Source organism: Roseovarius sp., from assembly GCF_048262375.1.
Classification (GTDB): Bacteria; Pseudomonadota; Alphaproteobacteria; order Rhodobacterales; family Rhodobacteraceae; genus Roseovarius.
On sequence record NZ_JBLXFE010000035.1, the window covers coordinates 1 to 18,615 of the forward strand.

Annotated in this window: 15 protein-coding genes; 14 read left to right on the forward strand and 1 reads right to left on the reverse strand. The window is 59.4% G+C overall.

Annotation, left to right across the window (positions count from 1 at the left end; translation table 11 throughout):
* Positions 1-207: 207 nt before the first annotated feature.
* The 8 genes from ACN0SW_RS19015 (at position 208) to ACN0SW_RS19050 (ending at position 7,289) form a co-directional block, all read left to right on the forward strand.
* Complete coding sequence (locus ACN0SW_RS19015) at positions 208-606, forward strand: hypothetical protein (protein ID WP_417729490.1); 399 nt, start codon at positions 208-210, stop codon at positions 604-606.
* A gap of 1,041 nt (positions 607-1,647) precedes the next feature.
* Entirely contained in the window at positions 1,648-2,208 is a 561-nt protein-coding gene (locus ACN0SW_RS19020; protein ID WP_417729491.1) for a hypothetical protein, read from the forward strand.
* 161 nt (positions 2,209-2,369) lie between these two features.
* On the forward strand, positions 2,370-3,671 hold the full coding sequence (locus tag ACN0SW_RS19025) for a hypothetical protein (RefSeq protein WP_417729492.1): 1,302 nt from the start codon (positions 2,370-2,372) through the stop codon (positions 3,669-3,671).
* A 26-nt stretch (positions 3,672-3,697) separates the two neighbouring features.
* Positions 3,698-4,300, forward strand: coding sequence for a hypothetical protein (locus ACN0SW_RS19030; protein WP_417729493.1), 603 nt, complete (start codon positions 3,698-3,700; stop codon positions 4,298-4,300).
* A complete protein-coding gene (locus tag ACN0SW_RS19035) occupies positions 4,279-4,680 on the forward strand; it encodes a hypothetical protein (RefSeq protein WP_417729494.1) in 402 nt (133 codons plus the stop codon). The genes ACN0SW_RS19030 and ACN0SW_RS19035 overlap by 22 nt, the downstream gene beginning before the upstream one ends.
* A 955-nt stretch (positions 4,681-5,635) precedes the next feature.
* Positions 5,636-6,175, forward strand: a complete 540-nt coding sequence (locus tag ACN0SW_RS19040) for a recombinase family protein (RefSeq protein WP_417729504.1) — start codon at positions 5,636-5,638, stop codon at positions 6,173-6,175.
* Positions 6,176-6,357: 182 nt separating this feature from the next.
* Positions 6,358-7,008 (forward strand): AAA family ATPase, encoded by a 651-nt coding sequence (locus tag ACN0SW_RS19045; RefSeq protein ID WP_417729495.1) that lies wholly within the window; start codon positions 6,358-6,360, stop codon positions 7,006-7,008.
* Positions 7,005-7,289, forward strand: a complete 285-nt coding sequence (locus tag ACN0SW_RS19050; protein ID WP_417729496.1) for a ribbon-helix-helix domain-containing protein — start codon at positions 7,005-7,007, stop codon at positions 7,287-7,289. Before ACN0SW_RS19045 ends, ACN0SW_RS19050 begins: the two co-directional genes overlap by 4 nt.
* Before the next feature lie 43 nt (positions 7,290-7,332).
* Here ACN0SW_RS19050 and ACN0SW_RS19055 read toward each other — a convergent pair whose 3' ends face one another.
* Complete coding sequence (locus ACN0SW_RS19055) at positions 7,333-8,379, reverse strand: replication initiator protein A (protein WP_417729497.1); 1,047 nt, start codon at positions 8,377-8,379, stop codon at positions 7,333-7,335.
* 281 nt (positions 8,380-8,660) lie between these two features.
* Between ACN0SW_RS19055 and ACN0SW_RS19060 the strand changes: the two genes are divergently transcribed.
* The 6 genes from ACN0SW_RS19060 (at position 8,661) to ACN0SW_RS19085 (ending at position 16,846) form a co-directional block, all read left to right on the forward strand.
* Positions 8,661-9,254, forward strand: coding sequence for a restriction endonuclease subunit S (locus ACN0SW_RS19060; RefSeq protein ID WP_417729498.1), 594 nt, complete (start codon positions 8,661-8,663; stop codon positions 9,252-9,254).
* A gap of 12 nt (positions 9,255-9,266) precedes the next feature.
* Positions 9,267-10,859 carry a type I restriction-modification system subunit M gene (locus ACN0SW_RS19065; protein WP_417729499.1) on the forward strand — a complete coding sequence of 531 codons (1,593 nt, stop codon included), beginning with the start codon at positions 9,267-9,269 and terminating at the stop codon, positions 10,857-10,859.
* Complete coding sequence (locus tag ACN0SW_RS19070; protein ID WP_417729500.1) at positions 10,852-12,087, forward strand: restriction endonuclease subunit S; 1,236 nt, start codon at positions 10,852-10,854, stop codon at positions 12,085-12,087. Before ACN0SW_RS19065 ends, ACN0SW_RS19070 begins: the two co-directional genes overlap by 8 nt.
* Positions 12,080-12,811: a DUF3800 domain-containing protein gene (locus tag ACN0SW_RS19075; protein WP_417729501.1), complete on the forward strand. Its 732-nt coding sequence runs from the start codon at positions 12,080-12,082 to the stop codon at positions 12,809-12,811. Before ACN0SW_RS19070 ends, ACN0SW_RS19075 begins: the two co-directional genes overlap by 8 nt.
* A gap of 118 nt (positions 12,812-12,929) precedes the next feature.
* Entirely contained in the window at positions 12,930-16,124 is a 3,195-nt protein-coding gene (locus ACN0SW_RS19080) for a type I restriction endonuclease subunit R (RefSeq protein WP_417729502.1), read from the forward strand.
* Complete coding sequence (locus ACN0SW_RS19085; RefSeq protein WP_417729503.1) at positions 16,121-16,846, forward strand: M48 family metallopeptidase; 726 nt, start codon at positions 16,121-16,123, stop codon at positions 16,844-16,846. Before ACN0SW_RS19080 ends, ACN0SW_RS19085 begins: the two co-directional genes overlap by 4 nt.
* Positions 16,847-18,615 lie beyond the last annotated feature (1,769 nt).

Sequence of the window (18,615 nt, forward strand, 5' to 3'; positions counted from 1 at the left end):
CGAGCGAGAGCGGATCGGCATCGGTTTTTTCTGGGAGTGATTGCCCAGTTCTCCCACCCGACCACGGAGCCAGCGCACCTGGCGGCTCCGCCAGAGAGGCAGCTGATGCAGGTATCCCCTGTCAGGCTGCCCATCACGACCACCCAACAAGCATGAAAGCTAACCCATATGTCCACTTTCAACCCTACGACCACCAGCAACCGAAGCATGATCCGCAAGGATCAAGACCCAACAGCTTCCGCCAGGATCTGGCTGAACGTCGGTTACTATCACACCAACAAGGAGACCGGTGAGGAGACCTTTGTGGGATTGCCTGCTGGCCTGCCGATCGACACCATGGCGTTCCTCAACGCCCGCGCCGCAGAGGACTCGAACCTGTTCAAGGCAAAGAACGCGCTTCTGAGAGAGTTGCTGAGCATGGGAAGGAAGATGCCCCTTGGTCAGGGACAGGACGTATGCCAGCTCAAGGTCCAGATCCGTCGCTTCTCCGAGCCGGATGAGCTGGAGGCGCTTGGCAACCCCTATCTCGAGACGCTGAGGGAGCTGGACTTGACAAGAGGTACCATCTGGAGCGGCTTGACTAAGGTGCCCTTGTCAAGACTCTGAACCTTCTAAACTATCTGGTTCACACAATTGACCAAGTTCGGTCGCTTGCTTCCCAACGAGATGTTCCCCGGACCCAGCGACCGATTTCTGACTTGTGAGCCACAAGGACAGACAAACCTATTTGAAGCGTGATCGCACGAACACCACGGCCGCGCCTATCGCAAAGACCAGAAGCAGGATGCGACCAGAATCTCCTCCGTCCGCAGGCATGCAGATGCTTCCGCCATTGATCCCGACATTGACCTCGCCTGGGCCGCAACCACACGATGAGAGAAGAAACAGTACAGAGACAATCCAGCATGCAGATAGGCTCTTGGTCACTGCCAACACTCACCTGATCGATTACAGGTCCGAACTACGCCGCATCACGAGGACCGGCAAGCCAAATACAGCTTTGAGGTTCGAGGATATTATCCGTGATCTGACGGTTGGCCCTGATCGAAGGGCGGGAGTGACGCAGTTCTGCATGTGACCGTGATCCAATGGCCGGGAGAAGTTCTCCAGACTTCTCCCTTCTACCCTGTGAGATGTCCCGTGAAGGGTGCAATCCGCAGGGGAAGCCTAAGCGTTTCCCGCCGCTTACCTGAAGCCTGGTCGCCTCGAAAGCATGCCTGGCGAACACCCAAGCCGAAGTTGGTCACCTGTAAGCTAAACCCCTCGAAACCCTTGTGTTTGCACCTGAACAGGCCTGTGTATATGGCTTTATGAGCCTAGGCAGCCAGACACATGGCGTACTGATAAGGGCTCTACTTCTGATCCCGCCCGCGGCGCAGGTGCCGCCGCTGTTCGCTGAGCCGGCGTGATAGGCCGTGATGATGGTTTCACCGTCAACGATGACCGTCTTGTCGCGCAAGCGTTCGAGCCTCTGGATCTCCTGCTTGCGCTGACTAAGACGCATGCCGCGAGTATAGCGGCTATAGTCCATAGCCTTGCTTGCCGGCTGTTGACGAAAAGGTTTCAGAAAAAATTTGCTAATCGTGCGCGTCCCACGTGGCTCGCCGCTATAAGGTAGGAGTTTGGAACAACTCGCGAAGCCCAGCCATGTCACCTCAGGACACCCTCAACGCTCTCCTCAGGAAACCTCGCATCAGACCGTGCTCAGAGATTGAGACCCTTCCGGGTCTTTACCTGCTGTACGATCATACCGAGACACCGCGCTACATCGGTGAGACCGGCAATCTACAGAAGCGGGTCTACTTGAACCACTGCTCAGGCGACGAAAACAGCCACAAGTGGGTATGTCACTACAATCACGGTCGTTTGTGGCACAGCCGGAAGTCACCCGCCACGGATGCCGTAGATGGTGCTGTTGCGAAAGCATTACGCGCAAAACTGGCGCGAAGATTTTGCTCGGCACGGGTGTTGCCGCTCCCTGGCCTGACTGACAAGGGGGCTCGGAAAGCGTTGGAGAAAGCGGTACGGGCTATCGCGCCCGATCCGATGAATGACTGGAACGATCAGAAGCTAATTCCAACCTGCGCACCTGATGAGCTCATTGATCAGTTGCTTGACGAGCTGGGCTGGGATGCCGTTCAGCGCGCGTCTCTTGATGCCCAACAAGCCCGTTGGTTAAAGAAGAATTCTGTCTCGCATCATGTTTAGGGTGTAAACGGGCGCAAGAGGTAGAAAAACGACGGTTTGTGACCGCTAACATCATGTCAACTCGGGCGGGAAGCTTCGGCACAGGGTCAATCGACTCGAAGCACCCTATGCCACCCCTCCTCGCTTGATTACAATCGGCGACAGACATGGGAGGGGCCGAAATGTCGGACGATGTTACTTTTGCGGCGGTGAAGCGCTCCCTGGCCGATCGGGGCTTCCTGCCCGAGGTCTTTCTCGACGCGCCCGGCATCGTCCTGAATAGCGGCGTCGAGACCGAGGCCAGGGAGGGCTATGTGCCGCGGCTGCTCGACCAGAACCTCGAGGCAGCGGTCGACCTCCTCGACGCAATGATGGCGACGCGAGAGAAGCTGCGCGATCTTGAAATCCTCGCGGTCAAGGCGGCGGCGGATCATGCGTTGTTTCTTGAAACGCGGCCGCGGCAGTTGGCGCTCGATCTGGCGCAGTTGAACCGCGGCGAGACTGCGGCGGTGGTGGCGAGCGAGGCGGCGATCACCCTGGCGTTCGAGACCGGCCATCCGCTCTCCGACGGGTTCGCGGCGGGATCGCGGGGGGCCGGGACTGCGGCGACGGCGCGGGCCGAGAGCGAAGTGGCGGCGGAGAGGCTCCTAGGCGAGATCGCGGAGGCGGAGACGCGCTACGAGTTGGAGCTCTTTGCCCGAACACAGGCCGAGGACAATGCCCACAACTACGCGGAGCGGGCGGCCGTGCTGCGCCGTGCGCTGGCAGAGGATGCCGCCGATCTGGGTGCGCGTCTTGCGGCAATCCACGGCGGGTTCGCCCGTCTCGACCCCGACTATGACGGCCCTGAACCGCCAAGCCCGGAGCGAGGCTACGTGGACGATGCTCTGTTCTGGCTTCGCCCGCTGGTGCGGCGGCGCAACTGGATGCTGCAAAGATTCTCAACGCTGTCGGTCACCTTCGGCCTCTGCCAGCCCCGTGGCGAGACCGGCACTGCACCGATGTCCCACGAAGCCTTCAGGGAGGCCGTATCGGCGGGTGCCGATGGCCAGACGCCGATCGTCCTTGAGTTTACGCTCGAGCCAGCCGATCTCTTCACGCCGCCAACAGCGTTGCTCTCCTCGGTCGGGCTGTCCTACAGTAACGAGGCAAAGGTTCTGAGCGGTGGGCTCGACGTCAACGCGACGCTCGATTCCTACGCCCAACTCAGGGCCAAGGCGACCCTCCCCGACACCGACGGTCCTGCGCTGCGCTTTGGGACGGTCGGGGTCTTCAACGGGCGGCGGCCCCTCGCGATGGCCGATGGCGTGCCGGTCCAGAACCGTCGGCCTTTCGGCCCCTGGCGGATCGAGATCGATCCGCACATGATCTACAAATCTGTTCGGTCGATGCTGGTCTCCGAGGGCACGGGGCCGGGCCTCACGCTCACCGATCTCAAGCTGCATCTCGATCTGACCATCCCAAGCGACGGCGCAACATCATGAGGATCGCAAGGCGGGGAAAGACTGAGATGGTACGGCTTCCGCCGCCCTTGCCGCCGACCCTACCCGGCGCCGGTGCCCAACACGCACGTGGCGTGGTCGAAGTGATCCGGGTCGCCAATCGGATCGGCCAGCTTCATGGCAAGGGCGCGATGGAGCGGGCGCTCGGCCCACTCCACGCCACGCGGCGGTCGATCGAAGAGGATCTCCGGCCGGGCCAGGAGGTCGTCGTCCAGATTTCCTGGGATGCAAAGAGCCGGACCTTCGAGGTCGTCCAGGTCACCGACGCGACGCGCGAGCAGGGCCTGGGTCCGGCCCCACCCAAGGCCTTCAACCATTCCTTCAGGGTCATCGGCCCCAAGGCTGATTGGCTGGACCCAGGCAAACAAACCACCGTGCCAGAACCAAACATCGATCGGACAGAGCGGGTCTGGATCACGGATTCGCGGGGGTCGCGATGGGTGAGCGTCAAGGGCGCGCGGCGGAACCGAGAGGACCCGACCAAATCCCGCCGCGAGGTGATGGAAGAATTGCGCGATCTGATCCAGAGCAATCGCGAACTTCTGCAGGAGCCGCAAAAAACCCAAGGTCTGGAGGAAGCGGAGGACCCATGGCTACGCGGCCCACACTAGTCACCCGGCAAGGCACGGTCGACAAGATCGATCGCTCTCGTCGACCGACGGGAGAGACCAGCAACGAGAGGCCTCTCTATTGGGAGGTTGCGGTCGTCCAGCTGCGCAACAGACCGTCGGATCCTACCATCTTCGTCGAGGCGTTGAGCGAGGAGGGCACCCTATTGCCAGACCTTCATAGCAAGGAGGCGGAGATCGAGGGCTATGAGACCGGCGACCTGATCCAGGCGCTGAGACTCCGGCTGATCCACGACGATTTCGAAATGACCTTCATCGACCCGGTGAAGGCCGTGCGGGCCGGTTGGATCAAGGGGGCCCTAACGCTGGGGGTGATCGGGTTGATCGTCTTTGCCGTGGTATCGTCGGGCATACTGAATTGATGCCCGCGATCCTACCGCCCTCAGAACGCCGCCCGCGCTCCTTGATGGTCTCCGCAGGTGACTAGAGAAGCTGATCAGCTTCGGCGTGTATGCCTGAGCGCGTGATGTGACAAAAACAGTCGTTTTTGGCGTGGCTAAAAACCCCTGGCGCAATCCCGCGTTACAAGGCGGTGATTAGCGGCAAATCGTTGCTTCGCCAAGCTACTGGAGACATTACATCTGACTAGTCATCGAATGCGTAGCAATGATGGTACGATAAATAGACAGTAGAGCTTGCATTGGTTCCAACAATAGATACTCTGTCTCGCTTTGGTTTAAACGAATGGCATTCACCCTCTCTGCCCAGGTAGTGTATATAATATACTTCGCCGTGCGGAGGAAAATCTCGGACATATCCAACCCCGGCGCGGAATGATTGTGATGACCATTCACTAGACCACGCACGGCAAACAGTCATGGATCTCTGTGGAACCCCTGAGTAGAGTTCAGCAGGATAGCTAACCTCCCTTGGTTTCCACGGCGCCGAGTGAAGGTACATCCCACGGGCGGAGCAATCAATAACAGGTTCACGTGGCTTGCGATCTAACTCGTCCCCGTCGATTTGATTTCCAACAATGACATTTAAGCCTTCGATTTGATCAGGGTAATCCGCTGTCGTGTCACTTTGGGCCGATAGATGAGAAGTGAGAAATGTGCCTATAATAAAAACAGCAATTCCAAGGTATTTTCGCTGCATTTTTACGCTCTCCCGGTTATGATCTCCACATCATATCAGATTTCTCGTCGAAGGTCTTGGGTTCGATCAAGCTGCCTACTCGTGTGGCGTCCTCAATGCGGCCTAAAACGGTCGTTTTTGGCCCTTTGCAACGTTGCACCTAGAACCAATGGCTTGAGTGGGACAAAACCCTGTCCCAAAACCTTTGACGTTCTGGGACGTTTTGGTCACTGTCGCTCCATGATCTTTGGCTACGCTCGCGTCTCGACAGACGACCAGCTCCTCGATGCACAGACCGATGACCTGACAGCGGCAGGTGCGGAGCGCATCTTTGCGGACAAGATCAGCGGCTCGACCAGGAAACGCCCGCAACTCGATCAGCTTCTCGATCAGCTCCGCCCAGGAGACGTGATCGTCGTCACCAAGTACGATCGCCTTGCGAGGTCGCTGCGTGATCTTCTTGACATCGTGGAGGCCATCAAGGAGCGCGGAGGCGGGTTTCGGTCGCTGGCCGAGGACATCGACACCACCACGCCCGCAGGCCGTCTGATCTTTCACGTCTTTGCGTCCATCGCGCAGTTCGAGCGCGAGCGCATCTCCGAGCGCACCAAGGAAGGGCTGGAGGCGGCAAAGAAGCGTGGCCGGGTCGGCGGTCGCCCCCCTGCCCTTTCGCCGGCGCAACGTGACGAGGTACGTCGCATGCGTGACGAGGAAGGCCGTCGCTTGGCAGAGATTGCCAAACTCTTCCGCGTCAGCGTCAAGACCGTTCGCAGAGCATAGCTGCACCCTGCAAAAAGATCGTAGCAGCAGGCTTGTGTGTGCAAGCCTGCATGTGTGCACACTTGGTTGGCCTTGCTCCTTGGTCCCTTAGTTAGGGCGGAGGAAAAGCCCATTCCTGCACATCTGCACCTGTGATAGTGTGCACACGTGAAGACGTGAAAAAGCGCACACGGAGCAGTAGCATGAAGACAGTCGCAATCATTAGCCAGAAGGGTGGCGCAGGCAAGACGACCATCGCTTTGCATCTGGCAACCTCTGCAGCCCTCGAAGGGCGAAACACGGCACTCATCGATCTCGACCCGCAGGCATCTGCTGCGAACTGGTCAGATCGCAGAGCTGCCGATCTCCCCGTTGTCCTTTCCGCACATGCCAGCAGGCTCGCCCATGAGATGAAGCGGGTGGCTGACATGGACGGGGAATTGCTGATCATCGACACGGCCCCTCATTCCGACAGCGCGGCGCTGGAAGCGGCCAAAGCTGCAGACATGATCCTGGTCCCGTGTCGTCCAGCGATCCTGGACATCGAAGCTATCAGCAACACGCTAGATCTGGTTCGAACCACCGGGAAGCCAATCTATGTCGTGATGAACGCCGTCGCTCCCCAGGGCAACGAGGCAACGGAAGCGGCAGACGCTATCGCAGATCTGGAAGTCAACGTGTGCCCTGTGCAGCTTCGGCAACGTGTGGCCTTTTCCCGGGCGCTCATCGGGGGGCAATCGGCGCAGGAGTTTGAACCAGGTGGCAAGGCTGCCCAAGAGGCTGCAAGCCTGCACGAGTTCATGTGTGCACACTTGAACCTCCCCACAAGTGAGACGCAAAGGGGTGCAGCATGAGCAACAAGTTTGCAGCGGCATTGAAGAAGCCGGCCTCCCAGGCAGAGCCAGCACCTGCCCCCGAAGCGAGCGAGCCAGCTCAAGCTAGCAAACACGCGCGGCCGTCCCGCAAATCGACCAAGCACATCGGCGGCTACTTCGACCCAATGGTTTCACGGCAGCTGCGTGAAATCGCGCTGGCGGAAGACAGTTCCGTTCAGGCTTTGCTCGGCGAGGCCATCGACATGCTGTTTCAAAGCCGTCGCAAGCCGACGATCGCCAGCAAGCCTAGGAAGTCATAACCTTCAACCTTGAACGTGTGAGAGTGTGCACACTTTCACACATTCAGGGGCGACCACGGCGCTCGAACCACTTGCGGCAGAACCCGATGAAGGCGCGGTCGGGGTCCCTGGGCGGCTCGATGATCCAGGCCCGCCATTCCCCTTCCAGGTAGCGCACGTCCCAGCCAGGCGCGGCCTGGCGGGCGTCCTCGTAGGTGTCGGGCTTGAGGGCAGGGGTCTCCGACTCAAGGCTTGTCGTGGCCACCAGGGTGCCACGGTTGGAAAAGATGACCATGTCCGTCTCCAGATCGAACCGGACGCTGTAGTCGGGCATGTGGGCATGGGTCTCGTCCTGGCGCACGATGGCCTGGAGCATCCGGCGGAACTCCTTCTGCGAGGAGTTTGAGCCACATTTGGCCTGCAGCTTCGCCAGGGTGATCCGCCACTCGTCCTTCTGGCCGCAGTGCTTGCGCGCGATCTCGTAGATGCGGCGTTCCAGCGGCTTTCTGAGCCGGAAGTAGTCGCGGTGCAGGGTCAGTACCTCGCGCGACTGGATGGCGTTGAAAACCCAGTCCGAGAGCTTGATCTCAACATCGAGCATGCGGCCCTCGCGGGTCTGGCGCACGATGCGGGCGTGTTCGATCAGGCCGAAGACGTCGAGCTGCTCTTGCCCCCCGGTGGTGATGTTGGTGGAGATCGTGGTTCCCCGCAGCCGCTCGAAAGCGGAGCGGAGCTGCTGGTAGCCGCGGCCATCAGTGCCCCGATTGGTGGCGGTCAGCAGGTCGTAGGCCTTGAACCGCAGGGTCTGGGTCACGTCGCGCCCGTCGTTGAGCGCAGCCATGAGCTGGCTGATGCAGTAGATCAGCACGTCGCGGTCATGGACCGTGGCCAAGCCCTTGGCCGAGGGGATGATCTCGACGAAGTTTCGCCCGCTCTCGTAGCGCCGGATCTGCCGGTCGGGCTTAGTGGCGATCGAGAAGATCGGGTGCTCCATAGAGGCCATGTCCGCTTTAGGTGCGGCGTCGAAGATGTCACAGACGAAGAAGTCGCTCTGTTGCCGGCGGTCCGGAAGGAGCGGAGAACGGACAGGATTCGTGTTATCACCCACCATGACCTCACGTTCGTGCTTTCACCCACCGAAGTCAAGGATTCGTGCTTTCACCCACCGATCATCGTGCTTCTGCACACCCTTTTTCGTGTTATCACCCACCGAGAGGTTGGAAAAGTTCAATTCATTCTTGGACTTAAGGGGTGATCCAGCAAGCGTAACACAGATTCTAACACATATTTAACACTCAGACCTGTGGATAAGTCACGTGAAAAATTTGCAGTATGCGCCATACTGCAAATAAACATTGATGAGTGGGGAGGGGAATTGCTAGTCGTCTACACATGGTCGATTCGAAGTGCATAAAAATCTCTGACCGCATAGAGGTGACTGCGGGCCTTGCTCTCCGGGGGGCTGCACCTGTCTCCGATCAAGGACGGTACCGCATCCTCCTGCCAGGATCAGTTCAGACAGGGGAACCCATCTCTGAGGCCAACCTTCCATTCTGCTCCCTCGAAGACCCATCTCCACGGGTTCTGCTGGTCCCAAATGATTTGGTTTTCTGGGGGCGGGGGGATGTCAGATGCGCAGTCTTTGATGGCTCACCTGACTCCGTCATACTTGCCAGCCCGTTGCTGAGACTTCGCAGAAAGGACAAGGATCTGCTCCCCGAGTTCTTGGCTCTGTGCCTGGCGTCTCCCTCCATCGGATCACAAATCGGCCGCAACATGCGTGGCAGCGGATCTCAATTCGTATCCAAGAAAGACCTGGAAGACGTGGAGATCATGATCCCTCCCGTGGAGACGCAGCGGGAGCTTGTGGAATACGCGGACCTTGTCCAGCAAGAGGCCAAGCTGTCAGTAAAGCTTACAAGCCTCAGGCAAGCAGTCATGAACGCCATGCTGACCCAGACCCAGAACAGACAGACACTTCACTAATCGGAAGGCCTTATGGACCGCATCAAGCAGAGCGAAATCAACAACGCCGTATGGGCTGCCTGTGACACCTTCCGGGGGGTCATCGATGCAGCCAGCTACAAGGACTACATCCTGGTGATGCTCTTCCTGAAGTACGTCTCCGACGTCTGGAAGGACCACCGCCGGTCATTCGAAAGGGAATTCGAGCATCTCGACGAAGAGAAGCGCGCGGAACGCATCGAACGCCGCATGCGCAACGAACGCTTCAAGCTCCCGACCATCACCTTGAAAGACGATGATGGCAACATCACCGATACCTTCACCGCGACCTTTGATAGCCTGCATGAGCGTCGCGACAGACCGGAAATAGGCGAGCTCATCAACATCGTCCTGGAAGCCATCGAAGACGCGAACCGCGCCAAACTCGAAGGCGTGTTCCGCAACATCGACTTCAACAGCGAATCCAACCTGGGCCGCCCCAAGGACCGGGCGCGTCGCCTCAAGAACCTCTTGGAAGACTTCGCAAAGCAGTCTTTGGACATGCGGCCCTCGCGCGTTTCCGAGGATGTCATCGGTGAAGCCTACATCTACCTGATCTCGCGCTTTGCCTCGGACGCTGGGAAGAAGGCAGGGGAGTTCTATACCCCTGCTTCCGTTTCGACCCTGCTGGCAAAGCTGGCTGCCCCGAAGCCGGGCGAAACGATCTGTGATCCCGCCTGTGGCTCGGCATCCCTCTTGATCCGCGCAGCTGAACAGATCCCGGTGGACGAGAACGGCCGCCGGGATGTCGCGCTCTTCGGCCAGGAAGTGAACGGCCAGACCTGGGCCCTCGCCCGGATGAACATGTTCCTGCACGGGGCGGATGCAGCAGACATCCGGTGGTGCGACACGCTGAATGATCCGACCCTGGTCAAGGACGACAAGCTCATGACCTTCGACGTGGTGACGGCGAATCCGCCGTTCTCGCTCGACAAGTGGGGTCAGGAGAGCGCCGACACAGACCGGTTCCAGCGCTACTGGCGCGCGAACAAGGCGATCCCGCCGAAGTCAAAGGCCGACTACGCCTTCATCACGCATATGATCGAGATTGCGCGGCGCAGGGCAGGGCGGGTGGCCGTCATCGTGCCCCATGGCGTGCTGTTCCGCGGCGCCAAGGAAGGGGCCATCCGCCAAGCACTGATCGAGGAGAACCTGCTCGACGCCGTGATCGGCCTGCCGGCGAACCTCTTCACCACCACAGGCATCCCGGTGGCAATCCTGGTCTTTGACCGCCGGCGTGAACAGGGCGGGCCGCTGGAGGACCGCAAGGACGTGCTCTTCATCGACGCCAGCCGTGAGTTCGAGCCGGGCAAGACCGTCAACACGCTGACTGACGCACATGTGCAACGCATCCTCGACACCTTTGCCGGGCGCGAGGAAGTCGAGCGCTACGCCCATCTCGCGACGCCGGAAGAGATCGCCGAGAACGACTTCAACCTGAACATCCCCCGCTACGTCGACACCTTCGAGCCCGAGGACGAGATCGACGTGGCCGAGGTGCAAAAGGAAATCGACAACATCGAAAAGGAGCTGGCCGAAGTTCGAGCCAAGATGGCGGCGCACCTGAAGGAGCTGGGCGTTGCTTGAGTCGGCCATTTCCGTTTCAACCCACGAGTTTTCGAATGCCGATCTGAGACAGCTCCAGCGTCTTGGCGTTGAGGACGTTCCTGAAGGATGGCGCCTATCCGACGTTGGATCGGCCTGCGACATCCGCAATGACCTGCGTCTTCCAATCTCGGTCGAAGTCCGCGCGGAGATGGCCGGACGCTACCCGTATTACGGGCCGACCGGGGTTCTCGACTACATCGATGAGTTCCGTGTCGAAGGCGAGTTCGCACTCATCGGCGAAGACGGCGACCATTTTCTCGATGCGCAGCGAAAGCCGCAAACGGTCCGGGTTGCCGGCCATTTCAACGTCAACAACCACGCCCACATCATAGCTGGCACGAGCCGCTGCCACGTCGATTGGTTTCACTACTTCTTCCAGCACCGGGACATTTCCTTCTTCTTGACCCGTCAAGGGGCGGGGCGTTTCAAGCTGAACAAGGCAGCCTTGATGGGCTTGCCGCTTCTTCTCCCGCCCCTGCAGGAACAACGGAAGATCGCCGAGATCCTGCAGACCTGGGACGATGCCATCGACGCAACCTCCCGCCTGATCGCCGCCAAGCGCCGACGCCTCGATGCACTGCGCAATTCGTTGATGGTTCCCGATCGTCACGAGCCCCTCGCTGACGGTTGGCATATGGTGCGGCTGGGAGAACTGACCCGCGAGAGCACCAAGCGCAACAAGGGCGAAGCACTTGGACGCGAACGGGTCATGGGCGTCAGTAATGCGGCGGGTATCGCCCCGATGCGCGACGCTACGATTGCCTCCGACCTATCTCGCTACAAGGTGCTGAGACCATCGGGGTTCGTCTACAATCCGATGCGTCTGAATGTCGGGTCTATCGCGATGTCCGAGCTGGAGTCTGATGCTGCCGTCAGCCCGGACTACGTGGTCTTCGAGGCGATTTCAGAAAAGCTGTTGCCCGGATATTTCGATCACTTTCGGCGCACCGGTTATTGGCGCCACTACGTGAATGTCGCGGGGTTCGGCAGTGTCCGGGTGCGTATCTACTATGACGGCCTTGCCGAGATCCAAGCGGCGTTCCCGGAGGTTGATGAGCAGCAGCGCATCCTGGATGTTCTTGACGCTGCTGCCGATGATCTTACTGCTTCTGAGGCGCTCTGCGATGCCCTGCAACGCCAGAAGCGTGGTCTCATGCAGAAGCTGCTGACCGGGGAATGGCGAGTTTCGGAGGCGGCGGTTGGCTGAGTTCTCGGACTACATCGTCTTCGTCGATGAAAGCGGCGATCACGGGCTGGCCTCCATCGACCCGCAGTTCCCGGTGTTCACGTTGGCTTTCTGCGTGATCTCCAAGGCGGACTATGCCAGCACGGTTGTCCCTGCCTTCCAGAGTTTCAAGTTCGACTTCTGGGGTCATGACGGGGTGGTCCTGCATGAACACGAGATGCGCCGCCAGGAGGGGGAGTTCGGTTTTCTCCGTACCGATCCTGTCCTGCGCGGCAATTTCATGACCCGGGTGACCGGCCTCATCGAGGAGGCCCCGTTCCGGATCATCGCGGCGACCATCGACAAGACCAGTCTCACCAGCCGCTACGCCACACCCTACAATCCATACGAGATCGCCCTGCGCTTCTGCATGGAACGCCTGTTGCAGATGATGCTCCGGGAAGGGCAGGCGGGTCGGCACCTGCACGTCATGTTCGAAGGTCGCGGCAAGAAGGAGGACAACGAGCTCGAGCTCGAGTTCCGCCGGATCTGTGCGAACGGGGCCCAGTGGGGCTACAAGGCACCGGATTTCACCCGGATGAGCTTCGAGCCGCGCTTCCTGCCGAAGACGGTCAATTCCACGGGTTTGCAGATGGCGGACCTGGTGGCGCGGCCGATTGCGCTGAAGACCTTCCGTCCTACCCAGGCAAACAGGGCGTTCGACAGCCTGGCCCCGAAGATTTCCTTCCGAAAGAGCTTCCCGTGAGTCGGAAAAACAAAAGGGCTTCGGAAACTCCGAAACCCCTTCGTCGACCGGGAAAAGCCCAATCCTTGACGAAGATATGGGGGCTACAGCCTCTGTTTGTCAACAATAGGGGCGCGTGATGAATGTCGCATCCGAAACATACGATCCCAACGAGGCCCGTGAGAGCCAGATCCCGGCACTGAAGCTGCTGGCGGCCATGGGCTACGAGATCCTGCCCCAGGAAGCCACGGAGAGGCGCCGTGGGCGGCTTTCCCGGGTGGTGTTGGAGGATGTGCTCTCAGAATGGCTGGTGGCCAACAACGGCTTCGTACGGCGCGGTGTGGAGCATCGGTTCAATGATGCGGATGCAGAGGAGGCAGTGCGCAAGCTGAAGCCGGATCCGACACAGCTGCGCGGCCTCATCGGAACCAACAAGGAGATCTATGACGCGCTTCTCCTGGGAACGACGATCGAGAAGACGATCGACGGAGACCGCAAGAGCCAGTCGATGCGCTACGTGGATTGGGACCGGCCCGAGCGGAACGTCTTTCACGCTTCGCCTGAGTTCTCGGTCGAGCGGACTGGCTCCTCCGACACCCGGCGCTGTGACATCGTCTGCTTCGTGAACGGCATCCCTTTTGCGGTGATCGAGTGCAAGGGGGCGGATCATCCTGTCGACGAAGGCGTGAGCCAGATCATCGGCTACCAGGGCGCCGACAACATCCCGAGCCTGTTCCACTTCACGCAGCTCGTCATTGCAGCCAATGGCCGGGACGCAAAGTATGCGACCGTGGGGACCCCGGATCGGTTCTGGTCGATCTGGAGAGACGAAGAGATCGCTGATGGCGAGATTGACGCCTTGGTGCACGCGAACCTGCCCGCAGAGACTTTGGATGCGATCTACACCAAGCCGTTCGCAGAGCATCGCAGCTATTGCGAAAGTCGTGATGCCGCTGGGCGCAGTGTGACGGATCAAGACCGGACTCTGGTGGCGCTGCTGCACAAAGATCGACTGCTCGACCTGATCCGGACATTCACGGTATTTGACGGAGGTGTGCGCAAGGTCGCACGGTACCAGCAATTCTTTGGCATTCGTGCAGCCATGTCGCGGATTGCCCAACGAGACGGTCAGGGGCGACGTCAGGGAGGCGTGATCTGGCATACGCAGGGGTCAGGCAAGTCGCTCACGATGGTCATGCTTGGTCGGGCGCTGGTGTTCTCGTCTGAAGTGCGCAGCCCCCGGATTGTCATCGTGACCGACCGCAAGGACCTGGATCGTCAGATCAGGGACACCTTCCGATCCTGTGAGTTGGTTCCGCACCAGGCATCGACGGGCAGGGACCTGCTGCGCCGCCTTGGCGAAGGAGAACGGCTGCTCACCGCGGTCATCAACAAGTTTGATACTGCTCTCAGGAGCGCAGACTCTGCTGACGAAGATCAAGACACCTTTGTCCTCGTCGATGAGAGCCATCGGGGCCAGCATGGTTCTTTTGGAGCCAAGATGCGCCGCCTGCTGCCAAACGCCTGCTACATCGGCTTCACCGGAACGCCTCTGCTGAAAGCAGAGAAAAGCACAGCAACCCGGTTTGGCGGCATCATCCACAAGTACACCATCGACAACGCGGTGAAAGACAGGGCTGTGGTGCCTCTGCTCTACGAAGGCCGCTATGTCGCGCAGCATGTTTCCGGTGGCGTGGTCGACACCTGGTTCAACAAGCTCGCGGAAGGGCTCGATAAGCCAGCCCAAGCGCACTTGCGCCGCAAGATCAGTAGCATCGACGTGCTGTCTCGCACCGAGCAGGCCATCTACGCCAAGGCGGTCGATATCTCGGAACACTTCCGGAAGTACTGGCAGGGCACCGGCTTCAAAGCACAGCTGGTTGCCCCCTCGAAAGCTGCGGCCATCCGCTTCAAGGAGATCCTGGATGACATCGGGCATGTCTCGTCCGAGGTGGTGATCTCGCGCCCCGATGACCGCGAAGGCAATGCCGAGGTGGATGTCGAGAGTGAAGATGTCGTGCGTCGGTTCTGGGATCGTATGATGGTGCGATACGGGTCCGAAAAGGGCTACGAAGAAACCATTGTCGATGCCTTCAAGGGAGATGAAGAGCCCGAGATCCTGATCGTCGTCTCGAAGCTTCTCACGGGGTTCGACGCGCCGAGGAATACCGTGCTCTACATCTGCCGGAGCCTGAAGGAGCACAACCTCCTGCAGGCCATCGCCCGGGTGAACCGTCTCTGCGAAATCAACGGCGAGGCAAAGCAGTTCGGCTACATCGTCGACTATGAAGGTCTTCTGGGCGAACTTGATCAGGCCCTGACAGCCTACAGCAGCCTCGAGGGCTACGAGGAAGATGACCTGATCGGCGCGGTCAAGGATGTGCGAGACATCGTGGGTGATCTCCCACGTCTCCATGGGGAAGTCTGGGACATCTTCCGGGAAGTGCCGAACAAGCGAGATCGCGAGGCGCTGGAGGTACACCTTGGTGATGAACCAAGGCGGCACGAGTTCTTTGCGGCTCTCAGGTCTTTCGGCCGGGTCCTCCGGATTGCTCTTGGGTCCGAGAAGACGCTTGATCTGTTTGACCAGGAAAAGATCGATGCCTGGAGGCGAGATTGGATCGCCTTTGAAAAGCTGCGCCGGCAGGTTGCCGTCCGCTACGGTGACAGGGCGGATATGAGCAAGATCGAACCAACGATGCGCAAGCTGCTCGATACGCATGTCATTGCGGAGCCAGCTGAGGTCATCATCGAGATGGTCGACATCACGGATACGGACACTCTGCGCGCGGTGCTGAAGGATGAAGAGCTCTCTGACGCATCCAAGGCCGATCAGATCGCCAGTGCGACCAAGAGGACGATCACCGAGCGGATGGATGAGGATCCAGCGCTCTACAAGGCACTTTCCGAGATGATCGAGGAAGCCATTGCGGCTTACCGGCTACAGAGGATCAGCGAACGCGAGTATCTCGACCGCGTCATGTCGGCCGCGGATGAGGTGCGCGAGGGACCGTCGGGTGAAAGGACACCGACGTCGATCAAAGGAGACCCAGACGCGCAGGCCTTCTTTGGTCTTATCGGCAATCGACCGTCATTTGAGGGGGTGGCTGCCGAAGCTCGGGGTGACTTCTCCAAAGAGGTTGCCGAACTCATCCGCTCTCGGCTCATCGTGAACTTCTGGCAGAACGATGTAGCGCAGGGGGAACTGCGCAACGCTCTTGATGACTACATGTTCGACACGGCGCCTGATCATGGCATCGAGCTGACCTCTCAGGAGATCGACGAACTTGTGGCCGAACTACTTCGCGTTGCCCGGAAGCGGATGCACCGATGAGCAAGGAGGTTCGCTCCATAGCATACGGTGACCAGGAGATCCCTTTCGTTCTCGATCGGCGCGCTCGAAAGACACTTGCGATCAACGTCCTGCCAGACGGGGGACTCGAGGTCGTCGCGCCAGAACAGACGACGTATGAGAAGATCGAAGAAGTGCTTCTGCGACGCATGCCTTGGATCCAGCGCCAGAAGGCCGACTTTGGTCGCCTTGAGCAACCTTGGACGGCAAGATCATACCTGTCTGGCGAAACCCATTGGTATCGCGGGCGGCAGTACCGACTGAAGGTCGAACTGGGTCTTGCCCAAGGGGTCAAGCTCAGCCGGGGCCGACTGCTGGTGAGCACGCATACGCCAGGAAGACCCGAACGAACCAAGGAGCTTGTCGATAGCTGGCGCAGGCAGCGCGCCAAGGTCGTCTTTGCAGAGCGTTTGGAAGCGGTGCTGCCTCTATTCGAGGATCAGCAAGCGGTTCGACCAACCTCGACCATCATCCGGCAGCTTTCGAAGCGGTGGGGCTCGATGACACGCGATGGCCGCCTGATCCTGAATCTCGACCTGCTCAACGCATCGACGCCGGCCATCGACTACGTTCTGATCCATGAACTGTGTCACCGTGTCGAACATCATCACGGGCGTGCCTTCTGGGAGCTACTTGAACGAAAGCTTCCGGATTGGCGTGTGCGCAAAGACATGCTGGAGACGACAGTTCGCAGCTCGACATAGGTTCATCTGCTGCGCGGCACCAGCCAGTAGGTAGTGACCCGCGAGTCCCACCCCTGTGACTCCCCTGTCCCAGAATTGGACGCAGCGGTCGTGTTTCTGGACTGAGCTAGCCTACTCTGCGCAAGGGTGAGCCAGCTTTGGGGCAGGGTGGTTGTCCTTGCCCTCTCTAACCTTGGGCTGATCCAGGCAAGCCGTGACCAATTTCTGGAACCAAACCCCGATTAGAATCCAAGGCTAGGCGCCTTTGAACCAAGGAAAGACGTTGCTTAGCCCGATCTACTCCAAGCTAACAGGCTCTTGGCTGATCTCACCATCATCAAAGGGTGACTTACTTGCCGCCAACTCATCCCAACCTGTCTTTGAGTCCGTTAAAGCAGCGCTAGCGCCCGTAGACTTGTGTTCATCCCCTCCTGAACCATGGCTACAGCACTCAGAAGGGATCCTGAAGGCAGCTGGAGGGAGCTAAAGATGGGCAAGAGGGGGGCAGCGAGCACTAGCTCGGGTCTGAGGATAGCAGATGGAGCCAAGGACATGCCAAGAAGACGTGGCCCTAGCATGCTTCACCTCGCGCGCGCGTACTATGCTGAAGAGTCAGAGGCTTAGAGAGAACCTGTTGAACTAGTATATTTATATCTTCTTGTAGTGCTTGCAGCTCGAACAGGCACTCGCCGCTGCGCGCGGCTGCGCCGTGCTCGGGCGGCACCTGTTCGAGCTGCAAGCTAAAGACTGTGAGTCTTATAGATTCAATGGCTATGCATTGGATCCATTTTGCCCATCCGAAGTGGACTGGGCTACAAGGTTCAAACTACCTATCGATCAAGCATGTTGTCTAGTGGGAAATAATTTTCACAACATGTTGTGTCCAAGATGACACTGCAAAGAAGTGGCTTCGCATCGTGCTTCAGCTAGAGATCGATCATCTCTCTTCCATGTCACGTGAAGCCAGGCCCCTTCGACTGAGGGATGCTGAGCGTAGCTTGGCGAAGCCAAGCGGAGCGAAGCAGGCCGAGGGAGAGAGGGGCCTGGCTTCACTAGAAGAAGCGCCAACGACTTGCTGTTAGAGCAAACCAGCCTCGAGCTTGGTATGATCCCGCCATAGGAGAAAAATTGCCTCGCTGGGTCTGAGAGCTTTCTTGTGGGGGACACTTCTACACTTCGAAGTACCCCCCCCGCTCTCCCGGTTCATTCCATGGGCACCCCCGGCCACACTGGATCCGATCCCCCCGGCCGTTCCGGCTGGCTCCTTCGAGGCCTGGCATGTTGTCCGGGCCAGCATCAACCCGACCCTGAAGGCTGACTCTGATCCAGGCTGATCCTGTTCCTTCCCTGGTTCCTAAGGGGTCGAAGGCTGGTGCTTTGCCCACACTTCTCACCTGCATGATAGAGGTGCGGAGAGAAGTTCTCCGACTTCTCCTGTCTTGCTTGGCTCTAGGGCTCGATAGGAGAGCTCAGGAGTGGCCTCTGATATGTCGCCGCTACCCCTGTGGCCCCTGAACCACCCGGGCCTCTAGAGGTCGTCCTATCGAGCCCCAGGGATGCGGCTCTTTCTCGAGCGAGGCCTGCTCCAGACCACCTCTTTCATCCCGGAACCAAGATGCCCCTTCACTCGCGCGCCAGTTCCTTTTTTCGGGGTGCCTCCAAGCAGGGAGGCTCGACGTCTCGAGCTTCGGGCACACCGTGGTCCCGGCCGGTCGAGCGAGAGCGGATCGGCATCGGTTTTTTCTGGGAGTGATTGCCCAGTTCTCCCACCCGACCACGGAGCCAGCGCA

What these genes read in the sequence shown, in the direction of transcription:
- ACN0SW_RS19030 (WP_417729493.1), top strand. Translation starts at nt 3,698, where the DNA reads ATGGTACGGCTTCCGCCGCCCTTGCCGCCGACCCTACCCGGCGCCGGT.
- ACN0SW_RS19025 (WP_417729492.1), top strand. Translation starts at nt 2,370, where the DNA reads ATGTCGGACGATGTTACTTTTGCGGCGGTGAAGCGCTCCCTGGCCGAT.
- ACN0SW_RS19035 (WP_417729494.1), top strand. Translation starts at nt 4,279, where the DNA reads ATGGCTACGCGGCCCACACTAGTCACCCGGCAAGGCACGGTCGACAAG.
- ACN0SW_RS19040 (WP_417729504.1), top strand. Translation starts at nt 5,636, where the DNA reads ATGATCTTTGGCTACGCTCGCGTCTCGACAGACGACCAGCTCCTCGAT.
- ACN0SW_RS19055 (WP_417729497.1), bottom strand. Translation starts at nt 8,379, where the DNA reads ATGGTGGGTGATAACACGAATCCTGTCCGTTCTCCGCTCCTTCCGGAC.
- ACN0SW_RS19050 (WP_417729496.1), top strand. Translation starts at nt 7,005, where the DNA reads ATGAGCAACAAGTTTGCAGCGGCATTGAAGAAGCCGGCCTCCCAGGCA.
- ACN0SW_RS19080 (WP_417729502.1), top strand. Translation starts at nt 12,930, where the DNA reads ATGAATGTCGCATCCGAAACATACGATCCCAACGAGGCCCGTGAGAGC.
- ACN0SW_RS19015 (WP_417729490.1), top strand. Translation starts at nt 208, where the DNA reads ATGATCCGCAAGGATCAAGACCCAACAGCTTCCGCCAGGATCTGGCTG.
- ACN0SW_RS19085 (WP_417729503.1), top strand. Translation starts at nt 16,121, where the DNA reads ATGAGCAAGGAGGTTCGCTCCATAGCATACGGTGACCAGGAGATCCCT.
- ACN0SW_RS19065 (WP_417729499.1), top strand. Translation starts at nt 9,267, where the DNA reads ATGGACCGCATCAAGCAGAGCGAAATCAACAACGCCGTATGGGCTGCC.
- ACN0SW_RS19060 (WP_417729498.1), top strand. Translation starts at nt 8,661, where the DNA reads ATGGTCGATTCGAAGTGCATAAAAATCTCTGACCGCATAGAGGTGACT.
- ACN0SW_RS19045 (WP_417729495.1), top strand. Translation starts at nt 6,358, where the DNA reads ATGAAGACAGTCGCAATCATTAGCCAGAAGGGTGGCGCAGGCAAGACG.
- ACN0SW_RS19020 (WP_417729491.1), top strand. Translation starts at nt 1,648, where the DNA reads ATGTCACCTCAGGACACCCTCAACGCTCTCCTCAGGAAACCTCGCATC.